Origin of the sequence: Aestuariivirga sp., assembly GCF_047602625.1 — a bacterium.
GTDB lineage: Bacteria > Pseudomonadota > Alphaproteobacteria > Rhizobiales > Aestuariivirgaceae > Aestuariivirga.
On record NZ_JASGGV010000002.1, the window covers coordinates 1,560,678 to 1,582,733 of the forward strand.

The 22,056-nt window shown below is 63.7% G+C and carries 21 protein-coding genes; 14 read left to right on the plus strand and 7 right to left on the minus strand.

What is annotated here, in order from left to right:
- Window positions 1-73: 73 nt before the first annotated feature.
- A complete protein-coding gene (locus tag QM694_RS12655; RefSeq protein ID WP_415007290.1) occupies window positions 74-1,651 on the plus strand; it encodes a gamma-glutamyltransferase family protein in 1,578 nt (525 codons plus the stop codon).
- A gap of 114 nt (window positions 1,652-1,765) precedes the next feature.
- Window positions 1,766-3,733, plus strand: a complete 1,968-nt coding sequence (locus QM694_RS12660) for a putative bifunctional diguanylate cyclase/phosphodiesterase (RefSeq protein ID WP_415007291.1) — start codon at window positions 1,766-1,768, stop codon at window positions 3,731-3,733.
- Window positions 3,734-3,735: 2 nt separating this feature from the next.
- On the opposite strand, the gene phaR is transcribed toward QM694_RS12660, so the two are convergent.
- Window positions 3,736-4,326 (minus strand): polyhydroxyalkanoate synthesis repressor PhaR, encoded by a 591-nt coding sequence (gene phaR, locus QM694_RS12665; RefSeq protein ID WP_415007292.1) that lies wholly within the window; start codon window positions 4,324-4,326, stop codon window positions 3,736-3,738.
- A 171-nt stretch (window positions 4,327-4,497) separates the two neighbouring features.
- On the opposite strand from phaR, the gene QM694_RS12670 reads away from it, so the two are divergent.
- On the plus strand, window positions 4,498-5,682 hold the full coding sequence (locus QM694_RS12670) for an acetyl-CoA C-acetyltransferase (RefSeq protein WP_415007293.1): 1,185 nt from the start codon (window positions 4,498-4,500) through the stop codon (window positions 5,680-5,682).
- Between the two features lie 52 nt (window positions 5,683-5,734).
- On the opposite strand, the gene QM694_RS12675 is transcribed toward QM694_RS12670, so the two are convergent.
- Window positions 5,735-6,964: a low temperature requirement protein A gene (locus QM694_RS12675; RefSeq protein ID WP_415007294.1), complete on the minus strand. Its 1,230-nt coding sequence runs from the start codon at window positions 6,962-6,964 to the stop codon at window positions 5,735-5,737.
- 103 nt (window positions 6,965-7,067) lie between these two features.
- On the opposite strand from QM694_RS12675, the gene phbB reads away from it, so the two are divergent.
- From phbB to QM694_RS12710, 7 genes are read left to right on the plus strand one after another with little or no spacing between them, the layout of a single operon-like run.
- Complete coding sequence (gene phbB / locus QM694_RS12680; RefSeq protein ID WP_415007295.1) at window positions 7,068-7,793, plus strand: acetoacetyl-CoA reductase; 726 nt, start codon at window positions 7,068-7,070, stop codon at window positions 7,791-7,793.
- 15 nt (window positions 7,794-7,808) lie between these two features.
- Entirely contained in the window at window positions 7,809-8,408 is a 600-nt protein-coding gene (gene ccmA, locus QM694_RS12685) for a heme ABC exporter ATP-binding protein CcmA (protein ID WP_415007296.1), read from the plus strand.
- Entirely contained in the window at window positions 8,405-9,070 is a 666-nt protein-coding gene (gene ccmB, locus QM694_RS12690; protein ID WP_415007297.1) for a heme exporter protein CcmB, read from the plus strand. Before ccmA ends, ccmB begins: the two co-directional genes overlap by 4 nt.
- 23 nt (window positions 9,071-9,093) lie before the next feature.
- Window positions 9,094-9,816, plus strand: coding sequence for a heme ABC transporter permease (locus QM694_RS12695; RefSeq protein WP_415007298.1), 723 nt, complete (start codon window positions 9,094-9,096; stop codon window positions 9,814-9,816).
- A complete protein-coding gene (gene ccmD, locus QM694_RS12700; protein ID WP_415007299.1) occupies window positions 9,816-9,971 on the plus strand; it encodes a heme exporter protein CcmD in 156 nt (51 codons plus the stop codon). Before QM694_RS12695 ends, ccmD begins: the two co-directional genes overlap by 1 nt.
- Window positions 9,968-10,543, plus strand: coding sequence for a DsbE family thiol:disulfide interchange protein (locus QM694_RS12705; RefSeq protein WP_415007300.1), 576 nt, complete (start codon window positions 9,968-9,970; stop codon window positions 10,541-10,543). The genes ccmD and QM694_RS12705 overlap by 4 nt, the downstream gene beginning before the upstream one ends.
- A 3-nt stretch (window positions 10,544-10,546) precedes the next feature.
- A complete protein-coding gene (locus QM694_RS12710) occupies window positions 10,547-11,974 on the plus strand; it encodes an aromatic amino acid lyase (protein WP_415007301.1) in 1,428 nt (475 codons plus the stop codon).
- A 136-nt stretch (window positions 11,975-12,110) separates the two neighbouring features.
- On the opposite strand, the gene QM694_RS12715 is transcribed toward QM694_RS12710, so the two are convergent.
- The 5 genes from QM694_RS12715 to dapF form a co-directional block, all read right to left on the minus strand.
- Entirely contained in the window at window positions 12,111-12,611 is a 501-nt protein-coding gene (locus tag QM694_RS12715) for a MarR family winged helix-turn-helix transcriptional regulator (RefSeq protein ID WP_415007302.1), read from the minus strand.
- 317 nt (window positions 12,612-12,928) lie between these two features.
- Complete coding sequence (ispZ, locus tag QM694_RS12720; RefSeq protein WP_415007303.1) at window positions 12,929-13,477, minus strand: septation protein IspZ; 549 nt, start codon at window positions 13,475-13,477, stop codon at window positions 12,929-12,931.
- Entirely contained in the window at window positions 13,474-15,174 is a 1,701-nt protein-coding gene (gene ftsY / locus QM694_RS12725; RefSeq protein WP_415007304.1) for a signal recognition particle-docking protein FtsY, read from the minus strand. Before ftsY ends, ispZ begins: the two co-directional genes overlap by 4 nt.
- Window positions 15,171-16,433, minus strand: coding sequence for a tRNA (N(6)-L-threonylcarbamoyladenosine(37)-C(2))-methylthiotransferase MtaB (gene mtaB / locus QM694_RS12730; RefSeq protein ID WP_415007305.1), 1,263 nt, complete (start codon window positions 16,431-16,433; stop codon window positions 15,171-15,173). Before mtaB ends, ftsY begins: the two co-directional genes overlap by 4 nt.
- A 4-nt stretch (window positions 16,434-16,437) precedes the next feature.
- Complete coding sequence (dapF, locus tag QM694_RS12735; RefSeq protein ID WP_415007306.1) at window positions 16,438-17,295, minus strand: diaminopimelate epimerase; 858 nt, start codon at window positions 17,293-17,295, stop codon at window positions 16,438-16,440.
- 139 nt (window positions 17,296-17,434) lie between these two features.
- On the opposite strand from dapF, the gene QM694_RS12740 reads away from it, so the two are divergent.
- From QM694_RS12740 to ffh, 4 genes are all read left to right on the plus strand, one after another.
- Window positions 17,435-18,238, plus strand: coding sequence for an aspartyl/asparaginyl beta-hydroxylase domain-containing protein (locus QM694_RS12740; protein ID WP_415007307.1), 804 nt, complete (start codon window positions 17,435-17,437; stop codon window positions 18,236-18,238).
- Entirely contained in the window at window positions 18,235-18,717 is a 483-nt protein-coding gene (locus tag QM694_RS12745) for a nuclear transport factor 2 family protein (protein WP_415007308.1), read from the plus strand. The genes QM694_RS12740 and QM694_RS12745 overlap by 4 nt, the downstream gene beginning before the upstream one ends.
- Before the next feature lie 132 nt (window positions 18,718-18,849).
- Window positions 18,850-20,298 carry a cardiolipin synthase gene (gene cls / locus QM694_RS12750; RefSeq protein ID WP_415007309.1) on the plus strand — a complete coding sequence of 483 codons (1,449 nt, stop codon included), beginning with the start codon at window positions 18,850-18,852 and terminating at the stop codon, window positions 20,296-20,298.
- A gap of 187 nt (window positions 20,299-20,485) precedes the next feature.
- On the plus strand, window positions 20,486-22,054 hold the full coding sequence (gene ffh, locus QM694_RS12755; protein WP_415007310.1) for a signal recognition particle protein: 1,569 nt from the start codon (window positions 20,486-20,488) through the stop codon (window positions 22,052-22,054).
- Window positions 22,055-22,056: the final 2 nt, after the last annotated feature.

Sequence of the window (22,056 nt, forward strand, 5' to 3'; positions counted from 1 at the left end):
GCCTGATTGACCCCTGCCGGGCCATGCTGGTTGCGACAGGTTTGAGAGAAATTGGCACGGGGAGAATGACGGCATGAGAAACTTCCAGCTCCCCGGCCGCTCGGCCGCCTATGCACAATCCGCCATGGCCGCCACCTCCTGTCCTCTGGCCACGCTCGCCGCGCTGGACGTGCTGCGGGCGGGTGGCAATGCTGCCGATGCGGCGGTCACCGCCTCCGCCGTGCTCTGCGTGGTGGAACCGGCCATGACGGGAATCGGCGGCGACTGTTTCGTGCTGGCGGGCCTGCCCGATGGAAGGGTTGAAGGGCTGAACGGCTCGGGCCGCGCCTCCTCCCGCGCCGATGCCGATTGGCTGAAGCACGCGGGCCTCACAGAAATCGCCGAACGCGGCATTCACTCCGTGACCGTGCCGGGCACCATCGACGCCTGGGACGCGCTCCTGAACCGCCATGGTACGATGAGCCTCGGCGATTGCCTGGCGCCTGCCATTGCGCTGGCCGAAACCGGCGTGCCCATTACGCCGCGCGTCGCCTATGACTGGCCGGACGCGGAGGCGCTGCTCGCCGCCGATGAAGGCGGACGCCTGCATTTTCTCAAAGACGGCAGGGCTCCCCGCGTGGGCGAGATCATGGCCTATCCGGCGCTGGCCAGGACCCTGCGCCTCATCGCCCGCGAGGGCCGTGATGCCTTCTACGAAGGCGCCATTGCGGAAGAAGCCGTGGCGCATCTCGCCAAGCGCGGCTCGCTTCTCACCAAGGAAGACTTCGCCGCCACCCGCAGCGATTGGGTGGAGCCCATCGCCACAGCCTTCGCAGGCTCGGAAATTCTCGAAATTCCGCCCAATGGCCAGGGCCTCACCGCCCTTGTGGCGCTCAACATCTGTGCGGCGCTGGAGATCGGCCGCCATGATGCGGAAAGCCCCGAGCGCCACCACATCGAGATCGAAGCGATGAAGCAGGCCTGGGCCATCCGCAACCGCCACATCGCCGATCCCGCCTTCGCCGAAGTGCCGGTGGCGGAGCTGCTGTCGCACAAGACCACGGAGCGTCTGGCGGCGCAGGTGAATATGAATCACGCCAGCCGGATCAGCCCGCGCATGGAACAGACCGATACCATCTACCTCTCGGTGGTCGACAGGAACCGCCTCGCCATCTCCTTCATCAATTCGGTTTATGAGAGTTTCGGCTCCTGCATCGTGCTGCCAAAGGCGGGCTTCGCGCTGCAGAACCGCGGCGCATGTTTCGTCACCGATCCCCGCCACCCCAATTGCATCGGGCCGGGCAAGCGCCCGCTCCACACCATCATCCCCGGCATGGCGCGCAAGAACGGGAGGGTGACGGCGAGCTTCGGCGTGATGGGCGGCGACTACCAGCCCATGGGCCACATGACGGTGATGGTGAACCATCTCGTCTATGGCATGGACCCGCAGGAGGCGATCGATTGGCCACGTTACCTGCCCATGGACGGCAAGGTGACGGTGGAACAGGGAATGCCACAGCCGGTGCGCGCGGGCCTTGCCGCGCTGGGCCATCACATTGTGACCGCCGAACGCCCGCTGGGCGGCGGCCAGGCCGTGATGATTGATTCAGCCTCGGGCATGCTGACCGGCGGATCGGATGGCCGGAAAGATGGCATTGCACTGGGATTTTGAAGCGGCCGTTAATCATTGTCGTTCCTATATTTCTTAAGGCGCGGCGGGTAGAAAAGAATGATCCGCCGCGTCTTTTCCGGACGCGTATTTTGACGTTTGCCGACCGGAGGCTTTGTGAGCCAGTTTGAAGATCAGGACCCTTTCAGCATGACGCCGGACAGCCTTTCCGTTTCGGCGGCTGTTGAAGAGCAGCAGCAGGCGATGCCGGCGCCGCTTGAGGAAGTGCTGTCCGCGGCGGGCGCTGCCGCCTATCGCTGGCTCATCGCCACCGACGAGATCACCTGGTCGGCCAATGCGGCGGACGTCCTGGGCTGCGAGCCGGCGAAAATCGCCTCGGGCAAGGCCTATGCGGCGCTGCTCGACAATGACAATTTCACCAGCCGCTACGACACCGTGATGCGCTCGCAGGCCATCGACGATGGCGTGGGCGTGATGTTCCGCATCGAATACAAACTGACGCCCGACGGGCGCGGCACGCCGGGCATCTGGGTCGAGGACCACGGCACCTGGTTTGCCGGCGTGGAAGGCCGCCCGGCGGAAGTGCGCGGCACCGTGCGCCGCATCGACGAGCGCCACCGCCATGACCAGCATCTGCTGTTTCTCGGCAACTGCGACCCGCTGACCGGCATGATGAATCGCGGACGCATGGCCGAAGCCTTGGGCGAGGCCATGGATGTGGCCCAGCATGAGGAAGGCTCCTGCGCCTTCCTGATCGCCGCCATCAACAATCTCGGCATCGTCAATGAGGCCTATGGCTTTGACGTCGCGGACGAGGTCGTCGTCGCCATCGCCCGCAAGCTGCGCGACGTGGTGCGCACCGGCGACGCGATTGCGCGCTACTCCGGCGCCAAGTTTGGGCTGATCCTCAACCAGTGCAGCGACGAAGACATCGCCATCGCCGCCGAACGCTTTATGAACGTGGCGCGCGAGGGCGTGATCGACACCAGCCATGGCCCCGTCTGGGTGCTGCTGTCGATCGGCGGCCTGGTGCTGCCGAAACATGCCGAGGATGTGAACAGCGCCATTGCCCGCGCCGAGGAGGCGCTGACCGAAGCGCGCCGCCTGCCCTCGGACGGCTATGTCATTTACCGCCCCTCTTATGAACGCAGCAGCGAGCGGAAACTCAATGCCCATAGCGCCACCGAGATCGTGCACTGCCTGAAGGACAACCGTTTCCGCCTCGCCTTTCAGCCCGTGGTCTCGCCGTCGGGCCGCCCGGTGTTTCACGAGGCATTGCTGCGCATGACCGACACGGCGGGCGAGGTGATCGCCGCCGCGCATCTGATTCCCATTGCCGAGAAGCTGGGCCTCGTGCGCCTGATTGATCGCGCCGTGGTGCAGATGTCGATCGCCACCCTGCAACAGCATCCCGCGGCCCGCCTGTCGCTCAATCTTTCTGGCACCACGGCCACCGATCCGCGCTGGTATCCCGAAATCACCCGCCTGCTCTCAGCCAATCGCGACGTGACCCCGAGGCTGATCATCGAGATCACCGAAACCGTGGCGCTGAGCGACCTGTCCGAAACCCGGCGTTTCGTGGAGGAGTTGCGGGAACTGGGCTGTTCCGTCGCCATCGACGATTTCGGCGCGGGCTACACATCGTTCCGCCATCTCCGGCAACTGCCGGTCAATATCCTCAAGCTCGACGGCGAGTTCTGCCGCGATCTCGTCAACAACCCCGACAACCAGTATTTCGTCCGTTCACTGATCGATATGGCGAAGACCTTCGGCCTCGAGACGGTGGCGGAATGGGTTGAGACGGAGGAGGACGCCGACCTGCTGAAAGGCTGGGGCGTCGATTTTATGCAGGGCAACTTCTTCGGCGAAGCGCTGCTCGATGCGCCATGGGATGAACCGGCAATGGACCGGCACCCGGAAAAGCCCGCTGCCGCGCCGGTTGAAGAAAAGCAGGTGCCGGAGCTTGCCGCAGAGCCTGCCCCCGCCGACGTTTTCGAGAACGCCATTTCCGGCGAAATCGGCAAGCTCAGGGCCGCCATCACGGCGCTGGACAATGCCTTCCGCCGCTCAGCCCCGCCTGAACCGAGTCTTGCCGACCTGGTGACCGACAGGAAAACCGGCTGAGGCTATTTGCTGGCGAGCGTATCGATCTTCTGCTGCATGGCGGAAAGCTGATCCTTCAGCGCCTGCAGATCGTCTTTCGCCGGAGCAGCGGCAGGCTTTGAAGCCGTGCCCGGAAATCCCCCGCCGCCCATGGTGGAGGCGAAGGGATTGAACACCCGCATGGCATCGCTGAACATCGACATGTTGCGCGCCGCCTGGTCCTGCATGGCCTTGAAGGGATCGGCCCCCCAGGCTTCCATCAGCTGCGAGCGGAATTTTTCCTGCTCTTTGCCGAGATTTTCCAGCGAGAACTCAAGGAAACCCGGCACGAAGGCCTGCATGGAATCGCCGTAGAAGCGGATCAGCTGGCGGAGGAAATTGATGGGCAGCAGATTGGTGCCCTTGTTCTCTTCCTCAAAAATGATCTGGGTCAACACCGAGCGGGTGATGTCTTCCGAGGTCTTGGCGTCGAACACCACGAAATCGGTTCCCGATTTCACCATCGAGGACAGGTCGTCGAGCGTGACATAGGTGCTGGTGGCGGTGTTGTAGAGACGCCGGTTGGCGTATTTCTTGATCACCACGGCGTTCTGGGCCGGTTTTTCGTCGCTCAACGGATCGCCCTCCACAACACGCCCAACGGGGCCATTTGCACTGCGAAAACTGCGCTGCGCATTGCACAATTGCAAGCGCAAAAATTTGCCGCCGGTAACTATGTGGCGGCGCACAAAAGGTGCTATGAGGGCGCCATCAGAACATCAAGGCAATCAGAACAGGAGACAGCCATGGCTGGTTCGGACAATGGGATTGTGATCGTTTCGGCGGCGCGGACGCCGGTGGGCTCCTTCAATGGCGCACTGTCGAGCCTTGCTGCCTCGGCACTCGGCACCGTGGCGCTCAAGGCCGCGCTGGAGCGCGCCAAGGTGGATGCGGGCGAAGTGGATGAGGTGATTTTGGGCCAGGTGCTGGCGGCGGGCCAGGGCCAGAACCCGGCGCGCCAGGCAGCGATCAATGCCGGGGTGCCAAAGGAAAGCCCGGCCTGGGGCATGAACCAGCTCTGCGGCTCCGGCCTTCGCGCCGTGGCGTTGGGCATGCAGCAGATCGCCAGCGGAGACGCAAAGATCGTGGCGGCCGGCGGCATGGAATCGATGAGCAAGGCCCCGCATGTGGCGCATCTCCGCGACGGCGTGAAGATGGGCGACTGGGCCATGGTCGACTCGATGATCAAGGACGGTCTGTGGGATGCCTTCAACGGCTATCACATGGGAACCACCGCCGAGAACGTCGCCAGGCAGTGGCAGATCACCCGCGACCAGCAGGATGAATTCGCGGTGAAATCGCAGAACAAGGCCGAGGCTGCGCAGGCGGCGGGCAAGTTCAAGGACGAGATCACCCCCGTCACCATTGCCGGCCGCAAGGGCGACGTGACGGTGGATGCCGATGAATACATCAAGAAGGGTGTGACGCTCGACTCGATTGCCAAGCTCAGGCCCGCCTTCGCCAAGGACGGCTCGGTGACCGCCGCCAATGCGAGCGGCATCAATGACGGCGCGGCGGCGGTGCTGCTGATGTCGGCCAGGGAAGCGGAAAAGCGCGGGCTGACGCCGATGGCCCGCATTGCCTCATGGGCGTCGGTCGGCGTCGATCCGGCCATCATGGGCACGGGCCCGATCCCCGCCTCGCGCGCCGCCCTCAAGAAGGCGGGATGGAAGGTTGAGGATCTCGATCTCGTGGAGGCCAATGAGGCCTTCGCGGCGCAGGCCTGTGCGGTCAACAAGGACATGGGCTGGAACCCGGACATCGTGAACGTGAACGGCGGCGCCATCGCCATCGGCCACCCGATCGGCGCGAGCGGCGCCCGCGTGCTCAACACGCTGCTGTTCGAAATGGGCCGCCGCAACGCGAAGAAGGGCCTCGCCACGCTGTGCATCGGCGGCGGCATGGGCGTTGCCATGTGCGTGGAGCGGTAAACGCTTCGCAATTGGGCATGAAAGGGGCGGCAGTGATGCCGCCCCTTTTTCGTCAGTGTACGGATTCTCCCGTCACCCGCGCCACGTCGCGGTAGCCCCTGAGCTCATAGCCCAGCACCGTCACGGCGGGCGCGCACATCAGCGCGATGAGGCAATAGGTCATGGGAACGCCGAGATAGGCGAGCAAGACCGACAGCGCCAGCACGGTGATGGTGCCCAGCGAAAGATAGAAATGGAAGAGATCGTTGCTGGCGGTAAGGCGCATGTAGAGAATGAACAGCGACACCACGTAAAGCGCCACCGGCACCGCCACGGTCAACACCGTTTCAACCGCCGTGATATGCGCCTCGTGCTCGATATAGAGGCCCGCCACATGCAGCCCCGCCCCGGTGGCGGCGATGGCGGCGAAGATCACCATGTGGAAATAGCCCCAGAAGAAGGAACGCTCGCGGTGGCGGTGCAGCAGTTCGCCGGCCGGCACCACGAAATAGATCCACCACATGCCGAAAGTGAGGCCCAGCCCCGCCACGCAGAGCAGGATGGCGTCGGCGTTCCATCCTTCGCTGTCGACAAAGGCCGAGACGGAGGCCAGCGTGCCGATCACGCATTCGCCCAGCGCGATGATGGTGAGAAGCCCATAGCGTTCGGCGATGTGATGGGGATGCCACGGCGTTCCGCCATCTTTCTGTTCGGCAAGGAAAGGCCCTGAGAGCTCGATCACATAGGGCACCAGCATCAGCAGGAACGTCGGAATTATGGGAAGGTCGATCAGCGCGATCACCACCCACAGCACCTGGGCAATCAGCAGCGTCACCACATAGGTCATTGCCACGCGCCGGCGCTTGGGATCCTGCTTTGCAGCCCTGAGCCATTGCGCCACCAGCGCAAGGCGCATGATGACATAGCCCATGACGAGGATTCGGTTGTCGAGCACCGTGCCATGGTCGATGCTGTCGAACACCGGCTTGAGGCCCATCGCCAGCACCAGCACGCCCACCATCTGGATCATGGTGAGGATGCGGTAAATCCAGTCATCGGTGTCATAGGCGGAGGCGAACCAAGAGAAATTCACCCACGCCCAGCAGATGGCGAAGGCCGCGAAGGCATAGCCCGCAAGGGCGGTGAGGAAATGCCCCTCCGCCAGCACATGCGCCACCTGCGTGCCCGCCAGCCCGAAGGCCAGCGCGAAGGTGAGATCGAAAAGAAGTTCGAGCGGCGTCGAGACACGGTGCGATTCATGAAGGTCGCGTCCGGACATGCGGGACAGGCGGTGATTGGCCATTGTTCTCCTTGGCTGCAGCGCAAAAGCTTTTCCGGCTTCCGCCCCGCGAACGATCTGTTATGGTCGGGAAAACAATTCCTAAAACCGGGGAAAGGACAAGGCAATGGGACGCGTAGCGGTGGTCACAGGCGGGTCGCGCGGCATAGGCGCTGCGATTTCAAGGGCGCTGAAGCAAGAGGGCTACAAGGTGGCCGCCACCTATGCGGGCAATGATGAGGCGGCATCGGCCTTCAAGGCCGAAACCGGCATATCCGTCTATAAATGGGATGTCTCGAATTACGAGGCCTGCGCCGGGGGGCTGAAACAGGTGGAAGCCGATCTGGGACCAGTAGAAGTGCTGGTCAACAATGCCGGCATCACCCGCGATGCGATGTTCCACAAGATGACGCCGGACCAGTGGAACGAGGTGATCAACACCAACCTCACCTCGCTTTTCAACATGACGCAGCCGGTGTGGGGCGGCATGCGCGACCGCAATTTCGGACGCGTCATCTGCATCTCCTCGATCAACGGCCAGAAAGGCCAGATGGGACAGGCCAATTACTCCGCCGCCAAGGCGGGCGACATCGGCTTCGTGAAGGCGCTGGCCCAGGAGGGCGCGGCCAAGGGCATCACCGTCAACGCCATCTGCCCCGGCTATATCGCCACCGAGATGGTGAAGAAGATCGCCCCCGAGGTGATCGAGAAGCGCATCCTGCCGCTGATCCCGGTGGGCCGCCTCGGCGAGCCGGATGAGATCGCCCGCGCCGTTGTCTTCCTCGCTTCCGATCAGGCGAGCTTCATCACCGGCTCCACCCTGTCCGCCAATGGCGGGCAGTATATGATGTAGGCACGCTTTTCTCTCATGAACTTGCGCGGAGAACAGCTTGCCTGCGAACGGGGCGGACGGGTTGTTTTCCGGAATGTGGGTTTCACGATTGCGCCCGGCGAGATGCTGGCGCTCACCGGCCCCAACGGGTCGGGCAAGTCATCGCTGCTGCGCCTGATCTCCGGCCTCAACCAGCCGCTCTCCGGCCGGCTTTCGCTCGATGGCGGCAATGCCGATCTCACCGTGGGGCAACATGCGCATTATATCGCCCATGCCGAAGCGATCAAAACGGCGCTGACGGTGCGCGAGAACCTGAATTTCTGGGCGGCGTTTCTGGGCGGCGGCGATGTGGACAAGGCGCTCGGCGCCTTCGATCTCACGCGCCTCGAAGGCTATCCCGCGGGGCTTCTCTCCTCCGGCCAGAAACGCCGATTGGCGCTGGCGCGTCTCGTTGCCGTGAAGCGCGTGCTATGGCTTCTCGATGAACCGACGGTGGGTCTCGATGCCGCCTCGCAGCAGCGCTTGAGCGGCGTGATGCGCGCGCATTTGCAGGAGGGCGGCATGATCATCGCCGCCACCCACACGGAACTGGGATTGAAAGCCCGGCACACGCTCGATCTTGGAATGACGGCATGAGCCTCATCTGGGCCCTGATCCGCCGCGATCTTGTGCTGGCGCTTCGGCAGGGCGGCGGGGCGGGAACGGCGTTGGGATTTTTCCTCACCGTGATCGTGCTGCTGCCGATCGGACTGGGGCCGGACCAGAACCTGCTGCAACGCCTCGCCCCCGGCCTGCTGTGGATCGCCCTGCTGCTGGCCGTGCTGCTCTCTGCCGACCGGATTTTCCAGCAGGATTTCGATGACGGCTCGCTCGACATCATGGCGATGGGGCCGGTGCCCTTGGAACTTGTGGCGCTCGCCAAGGCGGTGGCACACTGGATCTCGACCGGCCTGCCGCTTGCCATCGCCGCACCGCTTCTGGGTTTTCTCGTCAATCTCGAACCGCAAGGGATCGCCCCTCTTGCCCTGGCGATGGGGCTGGGCTCGGTGGCGCTGTCGCTTCTGGCGGCGATTGGCGCCGCGGTGACGGTGGGCTTGCGGCGCGGCGGATTGCTCGTCTCTCTGCTGGTGCTGCCGCTTTATATTCCGGTGATGATCTTCGGCGTCTCGGCCTCAACGCCCGGCGCCGGCCCCGATCTTGCCACACCGTCTTTGTTGATTTTGGCCGCGCTGGCGCTGGCCAGCCTTGTTCTCTCGCCCATCGCCGCCGCTGCGGCACTGAAGGCCTATCTCCGCTGAAGGGAGCGCGCTAGAACCCGGCCATGCAATATCTCGCCAATCCGCAACGCTTTGTGAGCCTCGCCAATGCCGTGCTGCCCTGGGCCTGGGGGCTGACGCTGGCGCTCTTTGCCGTGGGGCTTTATGGCGCGCTGGTGACGGCGCCCGCTGACTATCAGCAGGGTGAAACGGTACGCATCATGTATGTGCATGTGCCCGCCGCCTGGATGGCGCTGTTCGTCTATTGCGTGATGGCGCTGGCCAGCGCCGTCGCCATCGTCTTCCGCCATCCGCTTGCCGATGCGGCGGCAAAAACCGCAGCCCCCATCGGGGCGGTGTTCTGCTTTCTTGCCCTCGTCACGGGCTCGCTGTGGGGCAAGCCCATGTGGGGCGCCTGGTGGGTGTGGGATGCAAGGCTGACCTCCATGTTCATCCTGTTCCTGCTTTATGTGGGTTACATCGCCGTGTGGCAGGCGATCGAGGAGCCGCATCTGGCAGCCCCCATCGCCCGCGTCGTGGCGCTGGTGGGCGTGATCAATATTCCGATCGTGCATTTTTCGGTGAACTGGTGGAACTCCCTGCACCAGCCGGCCAGCGTCTTCCGCATGGATGGCCCCACCATCGCGCCCTCCATGCTGTGGCCACTGCTGGTGATGGGGATCGCCTATACATTTCTCTTCCTCTGCCTGCACTTGACCGCAATCCGCGCCGAGATCGCGGCGCGCAAGATCAGGCAGCTCCGCATCGCCGAGGCGGGCCAGCGCTGATGGATATGCAGGCCCCGCATTTCGGGTTCGTCGCGGCATCTTATGCGATCAGCGCCGCGTTGCTGGTTGGCCTGATTGCTTGGATCATCTGGCGCGACAGGGCACTGCGTGCCGAAGCGCAGCGGCTGGATCAGCGCCGCAAGGATGCGCCATGACGGAAACGCCCGTTCAAAAACCCAATCCCGTCCTGATCGCGCTGCCCGTCATCCTGTTCGCGGCGCTGGCGCTGCTGTTCTGGAAAGGCCTGTTCGGCGATCCGCAAACGGTTCCCTCAGCACTGATCGGCAAACCCGCGCCTGAGGTAACGCTGCCCGCCATTGAAGGTTCGGGCTTTCCGGCCTTCACTTCTGCTGATCTGAAGGGCGGCGGCGTGAGCGTGGTGAATGTCTGGGCCTCGTGGTGCGCGCCCTGCCGCGAGGAACATCCGCTGCTGCTCGAACTCGCCGGGCGCAAGGACATTCATCTCTACGGCATCAACTACAAGGACGATGCCGAAAATGCGCGCCGCTTCCTCGGCACGCTGGGCAATCCCTTTTCGGCCATCGTGGCCGATGTGAATGGCCGCGCCGCCGTGGACTGGGGCGTCTATGGCGTGCCCGAAACCTATGTGATCGACGGGCAGGGCATCATCCGCTTCAAGCAGATCGGCCCCCTGAGTGCTGAGGCGCTGGCAGGCCCCTTCGCCGCCGAAATCGACAAGGCCAAAACGCCTCTCAAACAGGACTGACCGATGACCGTCGTGCTTTCGAGCCTCAAGGACATGACGCTGGATCATTGCCGCCGCGTGGCCTGGGGGCGCGAGGCGGTGCGCTTCAGCGATGGCGCGCAGAAAGAGATGGCAAAGCGCCGAGCGGACTTCATGGCGCTGGTGGAAAATCCCTTGATCACCATTTACGGCGTCAACACCGGCTATGGCCATCAGGCCAAACGCAGGCTTTCGCCTGAAGAACGGAAGGAACAGGCAAAGGCCCCCACATGGCATCGTGCCGCCTCGTGGGGCGATCCGGTGCCGGAGCGCGTGGCGCGCGCCATCGTCTTTGCAAGGCTTGCCAATTTCGTCGAGGGCCATTCCGCCGTTTCGCCCCATGTCGCCGAAGCCGTGGCGCACATGCTGGATGGCCAGCCGCTGCCGCCGCTCCCGGCGCGGGGACAGGGCGGTGCCGGTGAAATCCTCTCGCTCTCGCATCTCTTCGCGCAAATGGCCTCGGGCCTCGACATGGCCGAGAAGGACATGCTTTCCCTCGTCAATGGCTCACCCGCAGGCGCAGCACTGGTGGCCGATGCGGCGCTGGCCGCCGAAACCCGGCTGGAGATCGCGGCGGAGGTGTTTGCGCTTGCGGCGGAAGCCTTCAACACGCCGTTGGGACATTACGCGAAGGAGCTGGAGGCGCTGTGGAACAATCCGCATGATGCCTGGGCGCTGGAAAAGCTCCGCACACTGATCGATGGCGGCCATGGCGGTGAGAGACGGCCCTATCAGGCGCCTGTCACCTTCCGCATTGCGCCCCGCATGCTGGGCGAGGCGCACCGCGCCGCATCCTTGGCAAAAGAGGTGGCGGAACAGTCGCTCGCCTCGGCCAGCGACAATCCGGTGTTCCTGTTCCCTGATGCCCGGCGGCCCGATGGCGAGATGATTTCGACCGGCGGCTATCACAATGCGCAGGCCGTCTCGGCCATGGATCAACTCACCGCCGCCTATGCCAATCTGTGCCTGATCGGCGAGCGCATGGGCGTGAAGTTGCAGGATCCCGCCGTGTCGCTGCTGCCGCCCTTCCTTGGCATGCCCGATGGCCTGAGCTATCTGGGCTGCATGGGCATGGCCATGGTGGGCTATGGTGAGGAGGCGCGCATGCTGGCGCAACCCTCGCTGCTTCCCGGTTCGGAATCGGGCGGCTTCGGGCAGGATGACGTGGCCTCGCCAGTCTTTCCCGCCTGGAGCAAGCAGGAGCGCGCCGGGGAACTGCTTGATATGACCCTTGCGACGCTGGCCCCCATCGCCATGCGCGCCTATGCGGTAACAGGGCGGCCGGTGCCCAAGCCGCTCATGGCGCTGGCGGCGGAGGTTTCAAACGCCTTCCCCGATGACGGCCATCCGGAAGCCTTCGGCCCGCAACTGGGCAGGCTGGCCGAAATCTTCCGTAAACGGATTTTTTCATAACGCCCTTCCCCCCTCGCGGGGGAAGGTGGATCGCGCGTCAGCGCGAGACGGATGAGGGGGTGGGCGTTTGAATTCGGAGCGACCCCTCATCCCCGGCTTCGCCGGACCTTCTCCCGCAAGGGGAGAAGGAGAGCGATCACGCCCGCTTGCGGGTCTTGATCTTGCGGATGGGCTTGGCCGGTTCCTTTTCCTCGATCTTGTCCATCTCGGCGGCCAGCACCGAAAGCGTATCGAGGAAGGTCTTGCGGTCGGCGGAGGGGATGAGCGAGAGAACCTGCTTGTCCACTTCATCGGCGCCCGGCTGCGCGGTCTTCAGCATCTTCTTGCCGATGGCGGTGATGCGGATGGCGTTGGTGCGGCCATCGTCCTTGGTGCGGCGGCGCTGCAGATAGCCCTGCGCGAGGAGGCGGGCCACGAGGTCGGCGAGGGTCGAGCGGTCGATGCCCGTAATCTTCACCAGATCGGTCTGGCTCTTGCCGTCATTGGCGTCGACGGCCAAGAGCACGGTGAACTGGCGGTGCGTAAGGCCGGACTTGCCGACTTCGCCCATATAGATGTGGCTTGCATATTGTGCCGAGCGCTTCAGCAAATGCGATGGAGACCGCGTGAATTGTTTCACGTCTTTCGTTACCGTCATGAACCCCTACTCCTGCCACGCAAACCAGCCTGTTGCCTCTGCCAGTCTTGCGCGTTGTTCCGCCCTGTTGTGTCCGGGAAACCTTTTTGAAGCACGATCCTTGAGGGCCGCTCCGAAGCCGCGTTGTCCTAGCGGCTTGAGTTTGGGCCCGCAAGCAAAAAGACAAAAAAACTCCGTCCACCCCTTAAGCCATACCGTTGAGACGTAACTTTAAGAAGATCAGCGCACGGATTGCAACACTTGACAAGTGGTTTAGGGCTTTTCTTGAAGCATGTGTTCAAGCTGCCGCACTGGCCATACCGACAATTTTAACGGTTCTACTTGGCCTCTGTCTCAACCATGTGCCGGGCCATGAAGGGCGCATTCGCAAGCGCGAAGAGCATGACAAGGCCGATCAATCCAAACGCCTTGAACAGCACCCAGTGATCCCATGAGAGGCCGCGCCGCAGCACCTCGTTAAGCACCGCCATGCCGAGGAAGAACACCCCCCAGCGGATCGACAGCGTGCGCCAGGCGGAATCGGGCATGGTCATGGCGCTGTCCATCAGCATCTTCATGTAACTCCGGCCAAAAAACACGCCAACCAACAGCACGGTGCCGAAAAGTACGTAAATGAGTGTCACCTTCACCTGCAGGAACACCTGATCATGAAACCAGAAGGTGAGCGCACCGAACACCAGCACGAACACAAATGTGATGAGCGGCATGATCGCCAGCTTGCGGGTCAGCGCCCACGAGACGACGAGCGCCGCCGCCGTGGTCACCATCACCGCACCCGTCGCCCAGAAAGGCCCGCCCAGCCAGTTGGCCAGGAAGAACACCACCAGCGGCCCGAATTCGACCAGCAGTTTCGTTGTCTTGTTCATGAAACCTCAAGTCCCGCGATGGCGCGGGCAAAGGCCTCCGCCTCGAAGGGCTGGAGGTCGTCGATGGACTCGCCCACGCCGATGGCATGGACGGGGAGTTTGAACTTTTCCGCGATGGCGACGAGAATGCCGCCCCGCGCCGTGCCGTCGAGCTTGGTCATGATAAGGCCGGTGACGCCCGCCACCTTGGTGAAAACCTCGGCCTGCGCCATGGCGTTCTGGCCCGTGGTCGCGTCGAGCACCAGCAGCACGGCATGGGGCGCCGTCTCGTCCTGCTTCTTGACGACGCGCACGATCTTGTCGAGCTCGTCCATCAGATAGGCCTTGTTCTGCAGGCGGCCCGCCGTGTCGATGAAGAGAATGTCGGTGCCGGTGGCTTTCGCTTCCTTCATGGCGTCAAAGGCGAGGCCCGAGGAATCAGCCCCCGTGGGGCGTGACATGACCTTGGCCCCGGTGCGCTGGCCCCAGACGGTGAGCTGTTCGATGGCCGCGGCGCGGAAGGTATCGCAGGCCGCGAACATCACCTTGTAGCCCTCGCCCGCCGCGATGGCCCCCAGCTTGCCGATGGTCGTCGTCTTGCCAGCACCATTGACGCCGACGACGAGGATCACGAAGGGCTTTTCCGATCCGAAGTTGAACGGCACCTCGACGGGCTTCAGAACCTTCGCCACTTCCTCGGCGAGGATGCGCTTCACCTCTTCCGGCTCGATCTCCTTGTCATAGCGCCCCGCCGAGACGGCCGCGACGATGCGCTCGGAGACGGGAAGGCCAAGGTCGGCCTGGATCAGCACGTCCTCCAGTTCATCGAGCGTCGCCCTGTCGAGCTTGCGCTTTGTGAAGATCGAACTGATCGAACCGGTGATGGAGCGCGAGGATTTGGAGAGCCCATCCTTGAGGCGCGACAGCCAGCCGCGCCGCGCCACAGGCTCGGGCTCGGGCTCGGCCACGGGCTCCGCCGGCTTCGTGGCACGCAATTGCCCGGCTTTGGGAAGATCGGGCTCGACAGGCGGCGGAGCAATCTCTTCCACAACAGGCGCTGGCGGCGCTTGGAGGACAACGGGCTCCTCCGGCGGCACTTCGAGCTTGGGTGGCGATGGAGGCGGAGCCTCCTCGACAGCAATCTCCGGCGGCGCGGCAACAGGCGGCGTCTTTTCCTTCTCTTTCGCCTTCTTCGCGGGCGGCGGAGGCGGAGGCGGCGGAGCCTTCACCTTCGGCTTCTTCGGCGGCGGGGGCGGCGGCTCTTCCCTGACGATTTTCTTTTTGGGCGGCGGCGCTGCCGCTTCGGCCTTGGCCTTTTTCTTTGGCGGCGGAGAAGGTGGTGGAGGCGGCGCGGCCTTGGCCTTCGGCTTTATCGCCGGAGCCTCCGGTTCAGCCTTGGCCTTCTTTGCTGCGGGCTTTGGCGGGGGAGGCTCTTTCTGCTTGCGCGGCGGCGTTACGGGCGGGGGAAGCACCTCCGCAGGCGTTTCGATCTCCGGTTCGGCAGCCGGGGTGGAATGGCCGCGCTCTTCCGCAACAGGTTCTGGCTCCGCCGGTGCGGGTACGTCTTCGACAACAGGGTCGGGCTCGGGAACCGGCTCAGCCGCAATGGCCTCAGGCTCTGGTTCCGGCAGCGCCTTTATCTCCTCGGCGGGCGGCGGGGCGGGCTGCTCCGTCTTGCCGATGACCCGGTTGAAGAGTTTCTTGAAGAACCCGCTCACGCTGCGAGTCTCGCCTCGAGATGCGCGTCACTTAAACCCGTGACACGCGCCTTGACGATGGCCCCCGGCGTCATCTCCTGCACGAATTTCACCGGTGCGAAATGCTCGGTGCGGCCGGAACGTCCGGTTTCGACCAGCACCTGCCGCGTGGCCCCCAGTTCGCCATTGAGAAAGGCATTGAGCCGCGCCTGCCCTGCGGCGCGCAACAGGCGGGCGCGTTCCCTGATCACCTGCTTTTCGACTTGCGGCATCTTGGCGGCGGGCGTGCCTTTGCGCGGCGAGAACGGAAACACATGCAGATAGGTGAGGCCGCACTCTTCCACGATGCGGAGCGAGTTTTCGAACATCTCATCCGTCTCGGTGGGAAATCCTGCGATGATGTCGGCTCCGAACACAATATCGGGCCGCCTTGCGCGAAGGTCATTGCAGAAGGCAATCGAGTGCTCGCGCGAATGGCGGCGCTTCATGCGCTTCAAAATCATGTTGTCGCCCGCCTGCAAGGAGAGATGGATGTGCGGCATCAGCCGCGCTTCTTCAGCCATGATCTCGAACAGTTCCGGATCGGCCTCGATGGAATCGATTGAGGAAATGCGCAGCCGCTTCAGATCCGGCGCCAGCTTCAGGATGCGCCCCACGAGATTGCCGAGCTTGGGTGTGCCCGGAAGATCGGCGCCCCAGGAGGTGATGTCGACGCCCGACAGCACGATTTCGGAATAACCATTGGCGACGAGGCGGCGCACCTGCTCCACCACTTCGCCCGCCGGAACCGAGCGCGAATTGCCGCGCCCGAAGGGGATGATGCAGAAGGTGCAGCGGTGATCACAGCCGTTCTGCACCTGGACGAAGGCGCGCGTGCGGTCAGACAGGCCATCGATCATGTGCAACGCCGTCTCGCGCACCGACATGATGTCATTGACGCGCACCCGCTCGGTGCCGCTGACGCCGAAATCGATGGGCGTCCAGCTTTCCGCCTTCATCTTCTCGGCATTGCCGAGAACCAGATCGACTTCCGCCATGGCGGCGAAGGTTTCAGGCTCGGTCTGCGCCGCGCAGCCGGTGACGATGATGCGGGCGGACGGGTTTTCCTTGCGCGCCCGGCGGATCGCCTGCCGGGCCTGCCGCGTCGCTTCCGCCGTGACGGCGCAGGTGTTGAAGATGATGGCGTCTTGCAGTCCCGCCTGTTCGGCATGGCCGCGCATCACCTCGGACTCATAGGTGTTGAGGCGGCAGCCGAAGGTGATGATCTCGGGCAGGGCCACGGCGCTAGACCGCCAGATGGGCGGGCAATTCGCCCTCGAATTCATAAGTGACGGGGCCGGTCATCAGGATGTGACCGTCGCTGGCCCGCTGCTCGAGGATGAGATCGCCGCCCGGCAGCGTGATGCGCGCCTTGGGCTTCAGCATCTTGATGCGGTGGCCCGCCGCCAGCACCGCGCAGGCCGCCGTGCCGCAGGCCTTGGTCAGCCCCGCGCCGCGCTCCCACACGCGGATCACCGCATGATCGGGCGCATCCACCCGCGCCAGCGTGATGTTGGCGCGGTCCGGAAACAGCGGATGATGCTCGAGCATCGGCCCCACCTTGGCGAGATCAACCACGTCGAGCGACTTCACCCAGAAGATGCAATGCGGATTGCCGACATTCACCACAGAGGGCGAATGGATGAGCGGCGCGTCGATAGGACCCACCTGCAATTCAATGTGCCGCGTATCGGCGAAGGGTTCGGACAGCGGAATGTCCTTCCAGCCGAAGCGGGGCGCGCCCATGTCCACGGTGACAAGCTTCTCGCCGCCCTTTTCGGCGACGAGAAATCCGCCCTTGGTGTCGATGGTGGCGCGCGTCACATGCTTTTCGTCAAACAGGAGGTCGGCGATGCAGCGCGAGGCATTGCCGCAGCTTTCGACCTCGAAGCCTTCATTGTTCCAGATGCGCATGGTCACGTCGGCGGTCTTCGACGGCTCCAGCACGATCAGCTGGTCGCAGCCGATGCCGGTGGAACGGTCGGCGATGGCGCGGGCCTTTGCTTCATCCATGGCAATGGGGCGCGCCCGCGCATCGAACACGACAAAATCATTGCCGAGTCCGTTCATCTTGCGGAAATGCGTGGCCTGTGCGTGCTGCATGGGCCGCATATATGGGGAAAACGCGGCAAAAAGCTAGCCTCCCGGCGCGTCCGGCGCATGGCCACCTTACAAAGCCGCAACTTTGCGAAATCCGCATAAATGCCATAAGGAGCGGGAAACAGAGGCACGAGGCCCGAGCATGAACAAACCCGAACCGCAGCAGACCTTCACCACCGAAGGCATCGACCATGCCATGGAGCGGCCGGGCACCGTAACCCGCATCTTCATGAAGATCGTCGCCTGGGCCGAGCGGCTGAACCTCAAATATGCCATTCACGGCAATCCGCCGGTCTATGACAACAAGACCTTCCCCTGGGCCGCCGATGTGGAGAAGGCGTTTCCGGTCATTCGCGCCGAGCTTGAGCGCGTGCTGACCCGCAAGGCCGACCTGCCGAATTTCCAGGACATATCGACGGATGTGAAGGTGCTCTCCACCGATAACAACTGGAAGACCTTTTTCCTCATGGGCTTCGGCATTCCCTCCGAGCGCAACATCGCGCTCTGCCCCGGAACGTGGGAGGCGGTGAAGACCATTCCCGGCATCAAGACGGCGATGTTTTCGATCTTCGAGCCGGGCAAGCATCTTCCCGCCCACCGCGGGCCCTATAACGGCGTGCTGCGCCTGCATCTGGGGCTGATCGTGCCGAACGAGCCGGACAAGATCGCCATCCGCGTCGACAAACAGATCTGCCACTGGAGCGAGGGCAAGGTTCTGATCTTCGACGATGCCTATGAACATGAGGCGTGGAACCATTCGGACAAGGTGCGCGTGGTGCTGTTCGTCGATTTCGTGAAGCCGCTGCGCTTCCCCGCCCGCTTCGTGAACTGGTGCCTGATGAATCTGGCGATCTTCACGCCCTTCATTCAGGAGGGGATGGACAATCACAAGGAATGGGAAAAGAAATTCTATGCCCAGGCTGAAGCCCTGAGGAACGCAAAGTGAAGCGCGCAAGGGCAGCGGCCCTCATCGCCTTGCTCCTCTGCGGCAGCTCTGCGCTGGCCGATGACAGGAGCGATTTCCAGACGCTTTATGATACGTTTCATGCCGCCGTCGTCGCCCGGGATGAAAAGGCGCTGCGCGCCACCTTCGACAGCGATTTCGCCAGCATCGATCTCGAGGACAAGCGAAAGCTGCTGGAAGACATCCTGCCGCAGATTCTCGGCGCACCCGCCGGCAGCACGGGGAAAACCACGGTCCTCTCGGTGAGCATCGCAGGCGATATCGCCACCGTCATGCAGCGCTATGACATGACCCAGCAGCAGATGGCGAGCGATGGCAAGAACCACACCATCGCGCTCGAAGCCCTGTCGCGCGATCTCTGGGAGCGCCATGGCGGCAAATGGCTCATCCAGGAAACCCGCACCGACGGCCTCGACCTCACCATCGATGGCGTCAAGGTCGGCCACAAGGTGCGGCCGTAAATCCCGGTGCGAAGAAAAGACGCGCAAGACTCTCCATGGCAAGGCATGACCAGGCCACCCAGACTTTCAAACGCGCCAGGCGGGGAAAGTCTGGTTCACCGGCGCAAGGCCGGTGATGGAGAGGATTGAAATATGCCGCCGCTGAGCTTCACTTTCTTCCTCTCCATTCTCTATACCCTCGTGCATGTGGGCTTCCTCGTGCGGGCGATCCTCAGGCCGCACCGGGAACCGGCGTCCCGCATCGCCTGGGTGCTGGTGATCATGGCGCTGCCGGTGGTGGGCATCATCGCCTATCTGCTGCTGGGCGAAACCGACATTGGCCGCAGCCGCAGGCGCGGCGAACAGCGCGCCCTCAGCCATCTGCCCGCCCTTACGGAATGCCCGGGCCTCGCAGAGAAACCCGAAGACATCAGGAAGGGCATCCGCGCCTTCGACATCGGCCATTCGATCAACGGCCACACGCCCGTCTCCGGCAACAGCGTCGAGCTGATGGCCGATTCCAACGCCGCCATCGCCCGGCTGGTGGAGGACATCGACGCCGCCGCGCGGCATGTGCACATCTCCTTCTATATCTGGCTCACCGACACGAACGGCGCCAAGGTCATCGAGGCGGTGAAACGCGCCGCCGCGCGGGGTGTCGCCTGCCGGGTGGTGGCTGACAGCTTAGGTTCCCGCCTGCTGATCCGCTCGCCGCACTGGGCGGACATGGCCAAGGCGGGCGCTCACACCATGGTGGCGCTCAGCATCGGCAATCCCTTTGTGCGCATGTTCAATGGAAGGATCGACCTCCGCAATCACCGCAAGATCGTGGTGATCGACAACCGCATCACCTATGTGGGCAGCCAGAACTGCGCCGATCCGGAATTCCGCGTGAAGCCCAAATTTGCGCCATGGGTCGACATCATGCTGCGGGTGGAAGGCCCGATGGCGCGGCAGAACCAGCACATCTTCGCCAGTCAGTGGATGGCGGTGAAACCCCAGCATGATCTGGCTCCGCTGCTGCTCGAGCCGCTGCCGGAGAAAGAGCCGGGAAGTGTGCTGGCCCAGGCCACCGGCACCGGCCCCACGACACGGCCCTCGGCCATGCCGGAAATCTTCGCCTCGGTGATCCAGTATGCGCGCCGCGAACTCATCATCACCACGCCCTATCTGATCCCCGACGAATTCCTGCTCACCTCCCTCAGCAGCGCCGCGCGGAGCGGCGTGGCGGTGACGCTGATGGTGCCGGCGCGCAATGACAGCCGCCTCGTCGCCGCCGCCAGCCGCAGCTATTATCTGCCGCTGCTCGAGGCGGGCGTGAGCCTGCATGAGTTTCACGGCGGCCTTCTGCATGCCAAGACCATGGTGGCCGATGGCGAGATGGCGCTGATCGGCTCCGCCAATCTCGACCGCCGCAGCTTCGATCTGAATTACGAGAACAACGTGCTCTTCGCCGACAAGGCCGTCGCCGCCGCCGTGCGCCAGCGCCAGCAGGACTATCTCGCCAGATGCACGCCCGTCAGCAAGGACACGGTCAAGAACTGGTCCTATCCCCGCCAGCTTCTCAACAACACGATCGCCATGTTCGGGCCGGTGCTGTAAACTTTACTCACCCCATTTGACTTCCCCGCCCCTTTCCCCTATGTCCCCGACAATCTCTTGAGGCTTGAACGTCTCGAGGCATCCGCACACATGGGGGTCTGATCCTCCGGGAGGTGCGGCGGCCAGCATCCGGCAGCGCGTTGCGCCCCCGGGTGCGTTCTGCGTTTGGGCAATTGGATTGTGAATTATGTTTGAAACACTGAGCGACCGCCTCTCGGGCATTCTCGACAAGATCACCGGACGCGGTGCCTTGTCGGAATCCGACGTGGACGAGGCGCTGCGCGAGGTCCGCCGCGCCCTGCTTGAAGCCGATGTGGCGTTGGAAGTGGTCCGCACCTTCACCGAGAAGGTGAGGGCCAAGGCCGTGGGTGCCGAGATCGTGAAGTCGATCAAGCCCGGCCAGATGGTGGTGAAGATCGTCCACGACGCGCTGGTCGAAACGCTGGGCGGCTCGGAAGGATCAAGCCTCAACCTGCGTGCCGCACCCCCCGTGCCCATCCTGATGGTGGGCCTGCAGGGTTCGGGCAAGACCACCTCCACCGCCAAGATCGCCCGCCGCCTGCAGGACCGGGAGAAGCGCCGCGTGCTGATGGCATCTCTCGACACCCGCCGCCCCGCCGCGCAGGAACAGCTGGCGATCCTTGGCCAACAGGTGAAGGTCGACACACTCGCGATCGTCAAGGGTGAGACGCCGGTTCAGATCGCCAGGCGCGCCATGTCGGAAGCCCGCAAGGGCGGCTATGATGTGGTGATGCTCGACACGGCGGGCCGCCTCCACATCGATGAGGAACTCCTCGCCGAAGCCGCAGCCGTCCGCGACATCGCCAAGCCCAATGAAACGCTTCTGGTCGCCGATGCGCTGACCGGGCAGGACGCCGTGAACCTCGCCCGCGCCTTCGACGAAAAGATCGGCATCACCGGCATCGTGTTGACCCGCATCGACGGCGATGGCCGTGGCGGTGCCGCGCTCTCCATGCGCGCCGTCACCGGCAAGCCCATCAAGCTGATGGGCACCGGCGAAAAACTGGATGGCCTCGAGGATTTCCACCCCGAGCGCATTGCCGGCCGCATCCTCGGTATGGGCGACGTCGTCTCGCTGGTCGAGAAGGCGGCGCTCGAGATCGACCACGAGAAGGCGAAGAAGATCGCCGAGCGCATGAAGAAGGGCGCTTTCGATCTTGAGGATCTGGCCGACCAGTTGAAGCAGTTGCAGAAGCTCGGCGGCATGGGCGGCGTCATGAATCTCCTGCCCGGCATGGGCAAGGTGAAGAAGCAGATGGAAGGCATGGACCTCGACAACAAGGTCCTGAAGCGCCAGATGGCCATCATCGGCTCGATGACGCCCTATGAGCGCCGCAACCCGAAGCTGATGGACGGCAAGCGCAAGAAGCGCGTCGCCGCCGGTTCCGGCACCAAGGTGGAAGAGATCAACCGCCTGCTCAAGATGCATCTGCAGATGGCGGCGATGATGAAGCAGATGGGCCAGGGCAAGGGCCTGTTCGGCAAGATGATGGGAGGCTCCAAGGGCGCCCCCGATGCGGCGGAACTCGAGCGCATGCAGGAGGAGCTCTCGAAGCTCGATCCCAATGCGCTCCCCGCCGATCTGAAAGACATGATGAAGGGCGGCAGCCTGCCGCAGATGCCCGCCGGTTTGCCTGGCCTCGGCGGCGGCAAGCTGCCGGGCCTCGGAGGCCTCCCCGGCTTGGGCGGCGGCGCCTTCAAGGGATTGCCGGGCTTTCCCGGCAAGAAGAAGTAGTG